Below are 13,669 nucleotides of genomic sequence, written 5' to 3'. Positions count from 1 at the left end.
GACCGGATGGGTGCACCGGTTGCCTCCCGATCGTTCCAAAGAGAGTCGCCGGGTACGCTCCTTCGGTCCTTCGGTCCTTCGGTCCTTCGGTCCTTGGTCGATTGGAGTTGCTGAGTGACCCGGTCAAGTGGACCTGTTCTGCGTACCCAGAGGCTTGTGATGGAGCCGATCCGCCGCGAGGACAGTGACGATCTCTTTGCGGCTGTGGTCAGTCAGGACAGCGTCATGCGATGGCTGGCGACCGGCCGGGCGGACAGCCGGTCCGCGGCCGAGGCCATGTGCGACGACCACGTCGCCCACTGGACCAGACACGGCTACGGCGACTTCGCGGTCAGGGATGCCGCGACGCACGCGTTTCTCGGCCGCGTGGGACTGCGTAATCGGGCCCAATACGGAGTCGACCTCGGTTTCGCCCTGCACCCACGGGCACAGGGCCGCGGGGTCGCTGGCGAGGCGGGCCGCGCGTGCCTGGACCTGGCATTTCGCCGCCTCTCGCTCCCTGTCGTTTTCGCGTTCGTCCTGCCCGACAACATGGCCTCGATCGCGGTACTGCGCCGCCTGGGAGCCCAGGCGGACGGGACTGTCCAGTCCAGTGGTCTGCATTGTCTGCGCTATCGGTTCGACCCCGCCGCCATGGCCGCTGCGGAGCATGTGGCGGACGACGCCGGTGCGGACCTCCAGCTGGTCCACGCGCCGGGCCCCGGTTCTGCGGATGACAGATCCGCACTCCGCGATGGCCTGCCCGATCCCTTCGGGATGAACGGGCTCGGGCTGGTGTGGGCCGACCATCAGCACACCCTCACCGCTGTCTCCGAAGGCCGGCCGGTGGCATCCGGGGGATGGCTGCTGCGGGACATGGCCTTCGATGGATTGCCGCGCCGCGCAGCAGGGCTGGGCGGTGTGCTGGTGCACCCTTCTTATCGGGGCCGGGGCATCGCCCGGACGGTGATCAGTGTGGCGGTCGAACACGCGCGAGCGGCCGGCGCCGAGACGATGATTCTGCTCTGCCGCCCGGTTCTGGTCCCGCTCTGCACACAGTTGGGATGGAGCCGGCTCTCCGTGCCCGTCACCGTCCAGCAGCCCGACGGCGCGCGGTCCTCGCCACTGACCACGATGATCTACGACCTGGCCGGCCTGCCTCATCCCACCATCAGTGCGGACCTGCGGGGCCTGCCCTTCTGATGCGCGCTGAGCAGGAATCACCGTGTGGTCAGGCTGCTTCGGCAAAGAGACGTCTGCCCCAGCGAATGCCTTTCTCGCTGCGGATGCGGGCGCGCTCACGGCGCTGGGCGGCCAGCACGTCGCGGTGTGGGCATTTGGCGTTGCGCCAGCGCAGGTAGCGGTGCAGGTCCTGGGTCTGGACGACCAGGGCCCGTACGTCGAGTGCTACCGCACCGGCACCGCCCGGGCGTACATCGACCTGGCGTGGGCGGAGGCGACCGTCGGCTGGCCGCGCTTCGCCGCACAGGCACGCGAGACGGGGTACGTGACCACACACGCCATCCCGCTGCGCATGCACAGCCGCGTCGTCGGCGCGCTCAACCTGTTCCAGACCACATCGCAGCTCCTCGGCGACGACGCCATCGCGCTGGCCCAGGCCTTCGCCGACGTGGCCACGATCGCGATCCTGCAGCAGCGCACGCTGGAGCAGGCGCACGTCGTGAACAGCCGGCTGGAGACCGCGCTGGCCAGCCGCGTGCTGGTCGAGCAGGTCAAGGGCGTCCTGGCGGAACGCTGGAACACCTCCGTCGGGGACGCCTTCGCCGCGTTGAGGTCGTACGCCCGCGCCCGTCACTTGCGCCTGTCGGACCTGGCCACACGGATCATCGCGGACGCCTTTGACACCGCCGCCATCCCGGCGCCCGCGAAGGTCCCGCCCGGGGACCGCCCCGGCTGACCTCCGAAGCCTCCCGGGCTTCCCGGGCTACGGGCTATTCGCGGTGTGCCCGCGGGCCTTCCGTGGCGCCCGGGTCCGCTCGGTCGGTGCCGGTGTCGATGAGGATCTGTTCGGCCTGCGTCGCACTGTCCGTGCGGACAGCTTCGGCCATGGCGGCGCGCGCTGCGTCGGGCCTCGCGTGCGGCGGGATCACGAGGAGGGAGAAGAGATCCTGCTCACCCCGGGTGATCAGGACGGTGTCGTCGCCGACCGGAGAGGAGTCGATGTGGACGACACGGTCTTCGATGATCATCCGCGTCGGCAGCTCTTCCCAGGCGTCGGCGTCCAGGCCGACGCGAGTGACCGGCCCGAGGTACTCGGTCAGTGCGGTGATCAGGCCCGGCAGCTCGGCGGCGATGTCGCGGGAACGCGGCCACCACGCACCGTCGAGCACTCCCCGCCGTTCGTGTGTCGTCTCCAGCCGTACGACAACGGTCCCGGGCCGTACGGCCTGGTGGACGGCGTCCGGCAGGAGCCTGGTCACACGCGGGGAGTCGGATTCGGACATCGCTCTCGCCTGCCTGCCGGAATGAGGACCGAGTAGCTGCCTCATTTCACGGTACTCCCCGTCCGACGGCGGCCGGGAAGCCCGCCGGTCACCCGCGGGGGCTGTGGGGCACGCCCGAGTAGAGTGAGAGATCCGGCCCGTCTCATACGAGACATCCGAACTCCGAGGTAGCCATGCCATCCACGGAAACACCCACGGACGGGCACGCTGAGGTCCGCATCGTCGCCACTTCGCCCGAGGTCGCCCGTCGGGTCGCGGAGGTACTCCGCCGTTGCTTCGCCGCCACCGAGCAGCGCAGCTATCCCACCGGCTCCGAGGCAGGTACGCGCCTCGACCTCACCGTGGACACCGCCCGCGCGGCAGAACCCGCACGGTCGTGGCTGGAGACCAGCCGGTCCGCGCAGGACGGCCGCCGACGGAAGTGAGTCGGAGTCCGGGGGGACCTCCTGGTCGTCCCCCTGGGAGACCGGCGCCTCCTCAGCCGCCCGGCTGATGGCCACCAGCCACCACGAGACAGGCCGATCAGCAGAGCGCCGTGGGGACGTGACCGCCGCGGTCACCGCCTGGCCGTCAGTGCCCTGCTGATCCCGCGCGTCAGGCCTGACCGTCCGCCGCGCCCGCCATGAGCGGTTCCGCGGCATCCTCGGTCATATCGGGCGGCACGATCAGCAGGTCCCAGCGCCCGTGGCCGGGCGCAAGCAGCACGATGGTGTGCGGGGCGGATGCCGTGAGGGTCCTGCGCAGCCGTACGACCTGGTTGGAGACGAGGATCCGGCCGGGCACCGCGGACCAGGTCGCCCCGTTGACCGTGACGCTGGTGACGTGGCCCCACGCGCGCGGCAACCCGGCGAGCAGCCGGGGGAGTTCGGCGATCAGGTCGTACGAACGGGGCCACCATGCTCCGTCGATGGGTCGGGGCATGGCGCCGTGGGGGGCCAGTCGCAGGCGCAGGAGGGGGTGGGAGGGAAGCGGGGGTTGCAGTGCGGTGGTCATGGAGGCTCCTGCCAACTGCCGTACGGAGGTGGGTGGTCGGTGTCAGGCGCGGCGGGCGTCGACCCGGGCCGGAGTGGGCCAGCGCACGTCGTGTACCCAGCCGAGGCGTTCGAGGAGGCGGATGACGGCGGCAGAGGGGTCGAGCTGGCCGCGGTCGACGCCGTGGCGGGCGCTGGTGGGGTCGGCGTGGTGGAGGTTGTGCCAGCTCTCGCCGAAGGAGAGCAGGGCGAGGGGCCACAGGTTGGTGGCCCGGTCGTGGCGCCGGGTGCGGAACGGGCGCTCACCGATCAGGTGGCAGAGGGAGTTCACGCTCCAGGTGACGTGATGGAGCAGGGCGATGCGGACAAGTCCCGCCCACAGCAAGGCGGTCAGCGCGTGCAGCCAGGTCCCGCCGATGAGCCAGCCCGCGGCGAAGGGCAGGGCGAGGGTGAGGACGCACAGCGCCGGGAAGGCGCGGGAGATGCGGCGGATGTCGCGGTCGGCGAGCAGGTCGGGGGCGTAACGCTCAGGTGGCGTACGGTCGTTGCGGAACAGCCAGCCGACGTGCGCGTGCAGCAGTCCGCGCAACTGGCCGCGCAGATGGGTGCCGTAGCGGTACGGCGAGTGCGGGTCGCCGGGCCGGTCGGTGAAGGCGTGGTGGCGGCGGTGGGTGGCGACCCAGCCGATGACATCGCCCTGGAAACTCATGGAGCCGGCCACCGCGAGTGCGATGCGCACGGGGCGGACGGCCCGGTAGCCGCCGTGGGTGAGACCGCGGTGGAAACCGACGGTCACGCCGAGACCCGTGATCGTGTAGAGGACGAGCGCGAGCACGATGTCGGCGGGATGGATGAGCCTGCCCCACAGCAGCCAGCCGGCCAGACCGAGCGCCACGAACGGCAGAACGACGATCACCGCCGTCACCGTGACGTACATCCGGTCACCGCCTTCGCCAGGGGGCGTCGGTCCGTCCGGCGGGAACGGGGACGTCCCGTCGTAGCCTTGTGGCGGGGCGGGGTCGGACCGTGCGACCGTCGTGGAGGTGGGCGTACTGAGTGGCATACGGGACTCCTCGGCCTGGATGCGGATGGCGCGGCCGGGGTCACGGGCCCTCGTTTACTCCACCGTACTCCCGCCGGCGTAACAACCGCGTCTGCTCGCAAGCGGCATCGCGTTGACACAGGCCGACGCCGAACGTTGACTGGCGGCACGGCTCAGAGCCATGCCGCTCCGGAAATCCGGCACAACGCACAGGAAAGCGGCACTTGATGATGTACGACCAGACACGCGCCCGACAGTCCGCGGACCAGCCCCGTGGCGACGCAGGGCGCCGGGCGCCCGGCCCGGCACCGCTGTTCCCGCCGGACGAGCGGGACAAGATCGTCCGGCGCCTCGGACGGGCCGTCAACACGTTCCCCGACGCTCCGCGTGAGTCACTGGAGGAAGCCGAAGGCGCCTTCGACGAGGCCACCGCCCAGCTCATGGAGGCCCTCGCCGAACAGCGGCGTACCCTCCGCGCGGGCTGGCAGGACCAGGACCCCGAAGGCCAGGACGCCGAAAAGGAATCCGCCGAACTCCACCTTGCGCTGAGGCAGTACCGGGAGATCACCCAACGCCTGCTCCGCATCTGAACGACGCCAGGTCGTTCTCGGCGCGAGCTGAACCCCGTCTACGGCTGGTAGGCGGGGGATCAGTTGTGCCGCAGGGGCCTGATGGTTGTCAAGGGTTCGAGGTTCCCTGCGTTTGTAGTGAACATGCTCACGGCGCTGATCCGTCGCTGAAGATCGTTCTCTTGCGTAGCCTGCATCAGACCCGGAGCGCCTCACTGTGACGTCGGTCCGCATCATCACTTCAAGGACCGAACGTCTTCATGTCTTGCCGCATATCAGTGCTCCGGCGCCGCCTGCCCCCGTGGGCGATACCGCTGCTGTGGACCCTGGCGCTCGGCCTGTGGGGCATCTCCCGGCAACACAGTGTGTGGCGGGACGAGGCGGCGACCTGGCAGGTGGCCCGTCGATCGGCCGGGGAGATCTGGCACATGCTGGGTCAGGTGGATGCCGTACACGGGCTCTACTACCTGCTGATGCACACGCTCTTCGAAGGCCTCGGCCCCGGCACCACCGTCCTGCGACTCCCCTCTGTCCTGGCCGTGGCGGCAGCGGCGGCCTGCGTGACGGTCATCGGTCATCGCCTGGCCGGAGCCAGGGCGGGCCTCGCCGCGGGGCTGGCGCTCGGTCTGTTGCCCGCAGTGCAGTTCCACCTCCAGGAAGGACGTCCGTACGCCCTGGTCATGGCCGGGTCCGCGATCTCGACCCTGCTGCTGGTGACCGTGCTCCAAGGCAGGGGCCGTGCGGTGCACTGGGCCGCGTACGGGGGCGTGGTCCTGGTGTGTGCGCTGTTGAACTGGCTGTCGTTGCTGATGCTGCCCGCGCACGCGGCGACCCTGATGTGGACGAAGGCCGAACGGAGGGTGTGGGCGCGCTGGTCGTTGGCCGCGACGGCCGCGACGGCGGGCGTCCTGCCGTTGATTCTGTTCAGCCGGACGCAGTCCGAGCAGGTGTCGTGGATCCCGCCTCTGACATGGCACGCGCTGATCGGCCCGGCGGTCCTGCTGGCCATCGGCGGGCTGGGAGCGTCGCTGGACCGGCCGCGGGCGGGCCGGCTGTCGGTGGCGGCGGTCGGACTGCCGCTCCTTGCGGTGCCGCAGTTGGGGCTGCTCGGTCTGTCCCTGGTCCAGCCGCTGTTCCTGGACCGCTATGTCCTGTTCAGCATGCTGGGTCTGACCCTGCTGATCGGCGCGGTCATCGGTGCGGCAGTGCGTGTGGTCGGGCCCCGGTTCCCCAGGGCGGTGCCCTGGCTCGTTCCGGCGATCGTCGGAGTGGCGGTGGTGGCGTTGTTGCCGCAGTCCCTGGCCACACGGTCTCCGGCGAGCCGGGTGGACGACGTCCTGTCGGCGGCGGCGAACGTACGGAAACTGAAGCGGGCCGGGGATGCGGTGGTCTTCATACCGGCGGCCCGGCGGGACACCCAGTTGGTCTCCCCCGACGCCTTTGCCGGTCTGCGGGACATTGCGCTGGCGCAGAGCCCCACGGCGTCCGGAACTCTGAAGGGCGAGGAAGCCGACCCGGAGCGGATCAGGGCGGCCATGCTTGAACAGTGGCGCATAGTGCTGGTCACTGATGTGCCCGAGGTGGCCCGGCCCATATCCGCGAAGCGGGACCTCGTGAAGAACGCCGTTTTGCGGGAGTACTTCGAAGCGGTGGCGGACGAGCAGGTCCGCGGGCGGCGGGTCACCGTGTACGAGCGTCGCGATCAGAAACCGTGAAGATGAGTCCTGTGACACGCCGCCGGGCCGTGTGCGGCGCCTGCTCGATGCTCCGCGTGCGCCAAGAAGCACCCCAGTGCCTCCAGGGTCCCCCCGCGGTCCTCCCGCGCATCGAGGGTGTGCTCGATGGCGTCCGGCCCCGGTCCTGAAGTCACTGGGATGCTGTGATCCAACTGTCGCCTGTGCTGGTCAGTCGCGTCTTTAGCAGCCCGTGCCGAGATCCTTGGCATTCTGTGCACGTTCCCGGGCCTCGCTCGGGGAGACTCCGCAGGCCGCGCGGAAGGCCCGGTTGAAGTCGGCCGGGTTGCGGAATCCCCAGCGGGCCGCGGTCTCGCCGATGGTGCGGTGGCGGAGGGCGGGGTCGGTCAGATCGGCGTGGCTGCGCTGCAGGCGGCGGCGCCGGACCGTGGCGGCCACGGGTTCCGGTGCGTTGCGGAACAGGGTGTGCAGGGTGCGTACGGAGATGTGGTGGTGGGCGGCGATGGCCGCCGGGCGCAGCCACGGGTCGGCCAGGTTGTGGTCGATGAAGGCGTTGATGCGGGCGAGCAGCGCGGCCTTGCGGGTCTCGACGGGCAGCGCGTCCTGCTCGCCGAGCCGCGCGGCCGGCAAGGAGGCGGCCAGGTCGACGGCGACGGAGCCGAGCCGGGCCAGTTCTGCCGGTCCGCAGCTGCGGGCGGCGTCCGGCAGGCCCGTCAGATACGGGGCGAGCAGCGCCGCGGAACCGGTCGCGGTGGGCAGCGGCTCGGCCGGCGGCCGGGGTCGGCCCGGCCGTCGGCCAGCGGCAGCACGGTACGCGCCAGCCGCAGCACCGTCATCCGGCACTGCTGGTCGGGGTCGTGGAAGTCGCTGATCAGCGGGCGGAAACTCGAGTACAGGTCATTTCGCCGGAGCCGAGGCAGGCGACGTTGCGGGACTGTTCCAGCCGTATGGAGCTGTTGCCCTCCGACGAGGATCATGAAGTCAGTCCTCGGGATCCTGGCGTCGGAGCTGGGCCAGGGAACGGCGGGCCGTCATCGGGGAGAAGACGAAGGTCGTGAGCTGGCTGCGCGGCAGCATCCCCACGGCTTCCAGCCGGCCCTCGAAGCGGGGCGCGTGCGCGCTGCTGATCGACACCGGCATGAGCTCGTCGACGACCTCGGCCCACCAGCTGAACCGGTCCGGCTCCGGCACGGAGCCGGATCCCATCGTCAGGAACGGGCTCGCCCCTGGGGCGTCCTGCCCTGACGTCTCCTCGGGGATGTCGGAGATGTCGGGGATGTCGGCGATGGACATGGAGTCGATAGTGCCCGGCGCGGACGTCATCCGAGAAGGGCGCCCGGAACGGCTCCCGCCGCCTGGTGCAGTCCGCCACGGGCACGCCGACCGTCCTGGCGTACCTGGCGCACACATCCCAGCAAGTCAGCCCGCCGTACGCTCCGTCAGTTCGCCCAACGGCAGGGTGTGCTGGGTCTGGAGCACCTTCGCCCGCAGGTAGCGGACGTTGTGGGCGGTGGTGAACACACCGGTCGGCACGCGGTCGTGGACGCTGATGCCGAGGTCCCGCAACTGGCCTGCCTTGTCCGGGTTGTTGGAGAGCAGGTCGAGTTCGCCGACGCCGAGGGCGGTGAGCATCTGCGCGGCGGCCGTGTAGTCGCGGGCGTCCTCGGGCAGGCCCAGCGCGGTGTTCGCCGCGTAGGTGTCGAGTCCCTGGTCCTGAAGGGCGTACGCGTCGAGCTTGTTGTAGAGGCCGATGCCGCGGCCTTCCTGGCGGAGGTAGAGCAGGACGCCGCCGCGGTCGGCGATCCGCTCGACCGCCTCGCGCAGCTGCGGGCCGCAGTCGCAGCGGGCCGAGCCGAAGACATCGCCGGTGAGGCACTCGGAGTGCAGGCGCACCAAGGGGACGGGCCCTGGGTCGCCGAGGACGACGGCCACGTGCTCCTGGCCGTCGGCCAGTCCGTGGAAGGTGACCAGTTCGGCATCGACGCTGTAGCCGTCTCCGAAGCGCAGCGGCACGCGGACGCGGGAGCGCTGGGTGGCGGCGGGGAAGTCGGGCATGCGGGTACTCCGGTCCTCGGGCACATCTGCTTCAGATTTGAAGCAGCTCCTCGGTCCCGAACCCTACCTCATGCTTCAATTTTGAAGCAATGCATTTGTGATCCGCGTCATGATCAGGGCTTGGTCGACCGCCGCCGCCACGGCACGTCATCGGGTGCCGCCTGTGCCGCGTCCCCCTCGAACCCTTCGGTGACCTTGCCGAAGATCTCCTCCACCTGCCCGACCTGCTCCGGGGTCAGCCGGTCGAACAGCAGCGCCCGTACGGTCGCCACATGTCCGGGCGCCGCCTGCTCCAGGACCGTCATCCCCTCGTCGGTCAGCGCCGCGATGCTGCCCCGCTTGTCCCAGCGGCAGTTCTCGCGCCGCACCAGCCCGTCCTTCTCCAGGCGCGTCACGGCATACGTCAGCCGGCTGCGGGTGATCTTCAGCCGCTCCGCGAGGTCGGTCATGCGCAGCTTGCGCTCCGGGGCCTCGGACAGGACGGAGAGGATGGAGTAATACATGTGCGGCATGCCGGCTTCCTGCTGGAGTTGCCGGTCGAGCGCGTCCTCCACGAGGAGGACGGCGCCGATGTACGCGCGCCAGGCGCGCTGCTCCTCGGGGGTGAGCCAGCGGGTCGTCATGCATCCAGTGTAGGTTTGTTTCAAACTTGAACCAAGCCCGCCCGTCGCCGAGGTGGAGTACGCAGATGCCCTTCCCCTACGTCCTGCTGTCCGCCGCCGTCTCCCTCGACGGCTACCTGGACGACACCGGCCCCGACCGCCTGCTCCTGTCCAGCCCGGCCGACTTCGACCGCGTCGACGAGGTACGGGCCTCCGTCGACGCCATCCTCGTCGGCGCCGGCACCATCCGCGCCGACAACCCCCGCCTCCTGGTGAACTCCACCGAGCGCCGAGCGGCACGGGAGGCCGCGGGCAAGCCCGCCTACCCCCTGAAGGTCACGGTCAGCGGCTCAGGAGACCTGGACCCGACGGCGAAGTTCTGGCACACGGGCGGCGAGAAGGTCGTCTATACGACGGACCAGGGCGCCCAGCGCCTGCACGCGACGCCGGTCGACGCCGACGTGCTCCCGCTGGGCCCGGAACTGGACTGGCGCCGGCTGCTGGAGCACCTGCACGAGGTGCGCGGCGTACGGCGCCTCATGGTCGAGGGCGGCGGGCGCATCCACACCCAGCTGCTCCAGCAGGGTCTGGCCGACGAGTTGCAGCTGGTCCTGGCGCCGCTGTTCGTGGGCGACCCCAAGGCGCCGCGGCTGTTCGGCCCCGGCGGATATCAGGACGGCCGCCTCCGCCTGCTGGAGACACGGCGAATCGAGGACGTCGTGCTCATGCGCTACGAGCCCACAGCACCCGGCGCCGGCCGGCTGGACTCCGCCGCCGACCACCACTGGCTCGCCCTGGCCTGCGAACTGGCCGCGCAGTGCCCTCCCTCGCCGACCGCGTTCAGCGTGGGCGCGGTCGTGGTCGCGGCCGACGGGACGGAGCTGGCGCGGGGCCACTCCCGTGAGGGCGGCGACATGGTCGTCCACGCGGAGGAGGCCGCGCTGGCGAAGCTCGACGCGACCGACCCCCGGCTGGCCACCGCCACGGTGTACAGCAGCCTGGAACCGTGCGCCCACCGCGCATCCCGCCCCGCGCCGTGCGCCCGGCTGATTCTGGACGCCGGAGTACGGCGCGTGGTGACGGCGTGGCGCGAGCCGGACACCTTCGTGGTGGCCGCCGACGGCAGCGGGATGCTGGAAGCGGCCGGCGTGGACGTCGTCGTACTGCCGGAGTACGAGGAGCGCGCGAAGGCGCCGAACCGTCATCTGCCGGCGTGACGGACCGACCTCAACTCCCCTTCGGCCCATCAGATCCTGCGCCCCGTCGCCGTACCGGGCACGCTGCGAATGACCGGGTGTGGATCACGGCACGGAGGCGGCGATGGGGTCGGTGCGCAGACGGACGACGGCTTTGCTGATCCCGCCCCTGGTCGCGGCACTCCTCGCCTCCTGCGGGACGGCCGACGGTTCGCGCACCATGGCCCGCTCCCTCCCGTCGGACGCCGAGTTCACCCACCCCGGCGTCCTCGTCGGCAAGGCCCAGCTGGACGCCGTACGAGAGAACGTCCTGGCGGGCAGGCAGCCGTGGCTGAAGGCGTTCCTCGACATGCGGGACAGCAGATACGGGGCGTACAAGTACCGGGCCGAGCCGTACAAGACCGTGAACTGCCCGGCCGGTGCCATGGCCGGCCGGGGCTGCATCCAGGAGCGTACGGACGCCATCGCCGCCTACACCCACGCCCTGGTGTTCACGGTCACCGGCAAGCGGCAGCACGCCGTCAAGGCCCGGGAGATCATGGACGGCTGGTCGGCGAAGCTGAAGCGGCACACCGGGCAGAACGCCGGACTCCAGGCGGCCTGGGCCGGATCGACCTGGGCGCGGGCCGCCGAGATCGTGCGGCACACACCCGGCGCCGACTGGCCCGCCGACCGCGTACAGCGCTTCGAGACCATGCTCCGCACCGTCTACCTCCCCCGGGTCACCCGCCGCGTCCTGGACGTCAACGGAAACCGGGATCTCGTCTCGACCGACGCGGCCATCGGGATCGCCGTCTTCCTCGACGACCACAAGACCTTCGACCACGCCCTGCGACGCTTCCGCGACCGTGTCCCCGCCTACTTCTACCTGCGCAAGGACGGCCGCCACCCGCTCACCCCGCCCGGCTCCGGCATGGACACCCCGCAGCGACTGCGGTCGTACTGGTTCCAGCAGTCGACCTACAAGGACGGCGTCACCCAGGAGACCTGCCGTGACTTCGAGCACGTCGGCCACTCCCTCGCCGCCACCGCCCACATCGCCGAGACGGCCTGGCACCAGGGCGTCGACCTGTACGGCGAGGTCAAGGACCGGCTGAAGGCCGCCCTGTCCCTCCACGCCCGGCACCAACTGGGCGAGCCCGCACCGGCCTGGCTGTGCGGCGGCAAGGTCGCCAGGACCATGGGCCCGGACCTGGAAGTCGTACTGAATCACCTGGAAGACCGGCTTCACGTCACCGTCCCCGCCGCCCGCAGGCTCGCCGAGCGGACCCGCCCGGCCGGTACCGACGGGCTCTTCGTCGCCTGGGAGACCCTCACCCACGCGGGCAATCCCGCAGGGTGAATCAACGTGTGGTCATGGGTGTCCCGCGGATGGCGTAGACTAGTGAACACAACGACGCGGGGTGGAGCAGCTCGGTAGCTCGCTGGGCTCATAACCCAGAGGTCGCAGGTTCAAATCCTGTCCCCGCTACTCAAGACCGAAGGCCCGGATCATTGCGATCCGGGCCTTCGGTGTGTTCAGAGCATGCTGGTGATCGTTGTTACCCGAGGTGAGTGAGCCGTCCCGCTCCGGTAACAACTGACGCAACGTCAGAGCTGGTGTGACTGCTGAGTTGCTGCCGCGTCGCGGTCAACTCGCCCGATTTTCACCGGTCATGGCCCCTACGTCCTGCGCAAAAACGTTAACGATCAAGCGGAACCGCTTGGAATCCGGCCCCCGCGTCTATTAACGTTCGATAACGCAGCGCGGTTGTCCCAGCCGTCACAAGAGTCGGCTCCGTGCGCACGCGCCGAATTCCGCAAGGGAACCGGGGAACCACCACCTTGGGGTGAATCGCGCGGATGCCACCGTGGAAGCACGGCAGGTATACGCGCGTAGGAGACCTTCCTGCTCCGAACCCGTCAGCTAACCCGGTAGGCGAGAAGGAAGGAAAGGAGTACGCCTACGTGGCGTCCAACCGGCCTGCCCCAGAGGCCCCCTTCGTGCCGAGTCAGCGCGAGCCCGACACCTTTGTGTACAGCGGCTACCGCACCGACGACGAGGGCCCGCTGGAGGAGTGGAACCCCACCGAGGAGTCCATTCGTCCCGTACGCGGCCGGCACCGCGTCAGCAAGCAGCGCAACGGGGCATTCGCCCGCAGCTCCACGGTTCTCGGCGTCGGCGTCATAGCCGCCGTCGGCGCGGGCGGCATGGCCAGCGCCAACACCGGCAAGCCGCCGGTGTCCATCTCCCTGCCCGACCTGCCGTCCGTGGGCTCGATCATCTCGGACGACGCCGCCGAGGGCTCGGCGGACACCGCGACCGCGCTCAGCAGCGTCAGTGTGACCTCCACCGACAGCGAGCAGTCCGCCGCCGACGCCGGTGAGGCGCTGCGCTCCCGGATCCTGGCCCAGGCCGAGCGGCAGCAGGACCAGGTCGACAGCAAGGCCGCGCAGGCCGTGCAGGCCGCCGCGCAGAAGGAGGCCTCCGAAGCGGCCGCCAAGGCGGAGCGGGAGGCCAAGGCCAAGGCCGCCGCCGCGAAGAAGAAGGCGGAGGAGGAGGCGGCGGCCAAGGCGGAGGCCGAGCGGCTCGCCCAGCTGGCCAAGCAGTTCGCGCTGCCGACCTCCTCGTACACCATCACCTCGACCTTCGGTCAGGCCGGTTCCCTCTGGTCCTCCGGCTACCACACCGGCCTCGACTTCGCCGCCCCCACGGGCACCCTCATCAAGGCCATCCACAGCGGCACGATCACCGAGGCCGGCTGGGACGGTTCGTACGGCTACAAGACCGTCCTCACCCTCGACGACGGCACCGAGCTCTGGTACGCCCACCAGTCCTCGATCAGCGTCAGCGTCGGCCAGAAGGTCGCCACCGGCGACGTCATCGGCCGCGTCGGCGCCACCGGTAACGTCACCGGCGCCCACCTCCACCTCGAGGTCCACACAGGCGGCTCCGACAGCGGCATCGACCCGATGGCGTGGCTGCGGAGCAAGGGGTTGAACCCCTGAGGTAGCTCTGCTGCGGGGGCCGCTGTCCTGCTGCCGAGCTGCGGGCATGCGTGCCGCCTGGGGCGGCACGGGTGGGCGCAGGCGGCACCCCGTCAGTGCCGGGCTGCG

15 protein-coding genes, 1 tRNA gene, 1 pseudogene and 1 riboswitch are annotated in these 13,669 nt (G+C 70.4%); of the genes and pseudogenes, 9 read left to right on the top strand and 8 right to left on the bottom strand.

All coding sequences use genetic code 11. From position 1 onward, the window contains the following. Positions 1-159 precede the first annotated feature (159 nt). Entirely contained in the window at positions 160-1,182 is a 1,023-nt protein-coding gene (locus QQY66_RS22665) for a GNAT family N-acetyltransferase (RefSeq protein ID WP_301987450.1), read from the top strand. 28 nt (positions 1,183-1,210) lie between these two features. On the opposite strand, the pseudogene QQY66_RS50445 reads toward QQY66_RS22665, so the two are convergent. Further along, positions 1,211-1,363 (bottom strand): annotated as a pseudogene (locus QQY66_RS50445) (IS630 family transposase); the annotation flags it as partial. Between QQY66_RS50445 and QQY66_RS22660 the strand changes: the two are divergent. Next, positions 1,307-1,897 (top strand): ANTAR domain-containing protein, encoded by a 591-nt coding sequence (locus QQY66_RS22660; protein WP_367666991.1) that lies wholly within the window; start codon positions 1,307-1,309, stop codon positions 1,895-1,897. The pseudogene QQY66_RS50445 and the gene QQY66_RS22660 sit on opposite strands and share 57 nt — an antisense overlap. 34 nt (positions 1,898-1,931) lie before the next feature. Here the strand turns inward: QQY66_RS22660 and QQY66_RS22655 are convergent, their stop codons facing one another. Further along, positions 1,932-2,444 carry a DUF5994 family protein gene (locus QQY66_RS22655; protein ID WP_301982171.1) on the bottom strand — a complete coding sequence of 171 codons (513 nt, stop codon included), beginning with the start codon at positions 2,442-2,444 and terminating at the stop codon, positions 1,932-1,934. A gap of 173 nt (positions 2,445-2,617) precedes the next feature. Between QQY66_RS22655 and QQY66_RS22650 the strand changes: the two genes are divergently transcribed. Beyond that, positions 2,618-2,869 (top strand): hypothetical protein, encoded by a 252-nt coding sequence (locus QQY66_RS22650; RefSeq protein WP_301982170.1) that lies wholly within the window; start codon positions 2,618-2,620, stop codon positions 2,867-2,869. 169 nt (positions 2,870-3,038) lie between these two features. Here the strand turns inward: QQY66_RS22650 and QQY66_RS22645 are convergent, their stop codons facing one another. Both QQY66_RS22645 and QQY66_RS22640 read right to left on the bottom strand, forming a co-directional pair. After that, the gene (locus QQY66_RS22645; protein ID WP_301982169.1) at positions 3,039-3,437 is read right to left on the bottom strand and encodes a DUF5994 family protein; all 399 of its coding nucleotides are present in this window, start codon (positions 3,435-3,437) and stop codon (positions 3,039-3,041) included. Between the two features lie 42 nt (positions 3,438-3,479). After that, positions 3,480-4,478: an acyl-CoA desaturase gene (locus QQY66_RS22640; RefSeq protein ID WP_301982168.1), complete on the bottom strand. Its 999-nt coding sequence runs from the start codon at positions 4,476-4,478 to the stop codon at positions 3,480-3,482. Between the two features lie 206 nt (positions 4,479-4,684). On the opposite strand from QQY66_RS22640, the gene QQY66_RS22635 reads away from it, so the two are divergent. Beyond that, the gene (locus tag QQY66_RS22635) at positions 4,685-5,047 is read left to right on the top strand and encodes a hypothetical protein (protein WP_301982167.1); all 363 of its coding nucleotides are present in this window, start codon (positions 4,685-4,687) and stop codon (positions 5,045-5,047) included. Between the two features lie 239 nt (positions 5,048-5,286). After that, the gene (locus QQY66_RS22630) at positions 5,287-6,741 is read left to right on the top strand and encodes a glycosyltransferase family 39 protein (protein WP_301982166.1); all 1,455 of its coding nucleotides are present in this window, start codon (positions 5,287-5,289) and stop codon (positions 6,739-6,741) included. A gap of 201 nt (positions 6,742-6,942) precedes the next feature. Here QQY66_RS22630 and QQY66_RS22625 read toward each other — a convergent pair whose 3' ends face one another. The 4 genes from QQY66_RS22625 to QQY66_RS22610 form a co-directional block, all read right to left on the bottom strand. Then, entirely contained in the window at positions 6,943-7,563 is a 621-nt protein-coding gene (locus QQY66_RS22625) for a helix-turn-helix domain-containing protein (RefSeq protein ID WP_301982165.1), read from the bottom strand. Between the two features lie 138 nt (positions 7,564-7,701). Beyond that, the gene (locus QQY66_RS22620) at positions 7,702-8,013 is read right to left on the bottom strand and encodes a hypothetical protein (RefSeq protein ID WP_301982164.1); all 312 of its coding nucleotides are present in this window, start codon (positions 8,011-8,013) and stop codon (positions 7,702-7,704) included. A gap of 126 nt (positions 8,014-8,139) precedes the next feature. Beyond that, on the bottom strand, positions 8,140-8,775 hold the full coding sequence (gene ribA, locus QQY66_RS22615) for a GTP cyclohydrolase II (RefSeq protein WP_301982163.1): 636 nt from the start codon (positions 8,773-8,775) through the stop codon (positions 8,140-8,142). Positions 8,776-8,888: 113 nt separating this feature from the next. Next, a complete protein-coding gene (locus QQY66_RS22610; protein ID WP_301982162.1) occupies positions 8,889-9,398 on the bottom strand; it encodes a MarR family winged helix-turn-helix transcriptional regulator in 510 nt (169 codons plus the stop codon). 65 nt (positions 9,399-9,463) lie between these two features. Here QQY66_RS22610 and QQY66_RS22605 point away from each other — a divergent pair, with 65 nt between their 5' ends. From QQY66_RS22605 to QQY66_RS22590, 4 genes are all read left to right on the top strand, one after another. Then, positions 9,464-10,594 (top strand): dihydrofolate reductase family protein, encoded by a 1,131-nt coding sequence (locus QQY66_RS22605; RefSeq protein WP_301982161.1) that lies wholly within the window; start codon positions 9,464-9,466, stop codon positions 10,592-10,594. A 199-nt stretch (positions 10,595-10,793) separates the two neighbouring features. Next, positions 10,794-11,915: an alginate lyase family protein gene (locus QQY66_RS22600; protein ID WP_301987449.1), complete on the top strand. Its 1,122-nt coding sequence runs from the start codon at positions 10,794-10,796 to the stop codon at positions 11,913-11,915. Positions 11,916-11,970: 55 nt separating this feature from the next. Continuing rightward, a tRNA-Met gene (locus QQY66_RS22595) sits at positions 11,971-12,044 on the top strand. A gap of 307 nt (positions 12,045-12,351) precedes the next feature. Then, positions 12,352-12,509, top strand: a riboswitch (cyclic di-AMP (ydaO/yuaA leader). Between the two features lie 11 nt (positions 12,510-12,520). Continuing rightward, entirely contained in the window at positions 12,521-13,561 is a 1,041-nt protein-coding gene (locus QQY66_RS22590; protein ID WP_301982160.1) for a M23 family metallopeptidase, read from the top strand. Positions 13,562-13,669: the final 108 nt, after the last annotated feature.

The organism is Streptomyces sp. DG2A-72 (genome assembly GCF_030499575.1).
In the GTDB taxonomy this organism is placed as follows: domain Bacteria; phylum Actinomycetota; class Actinomycetes; order Streptomycetales; family Streptomycetaceae; genus Streptomyces.
Note: the sequence above shows the minus strand (reverse complement) of the source record. Positions and strands in the feature narration are given on the sequence as shown.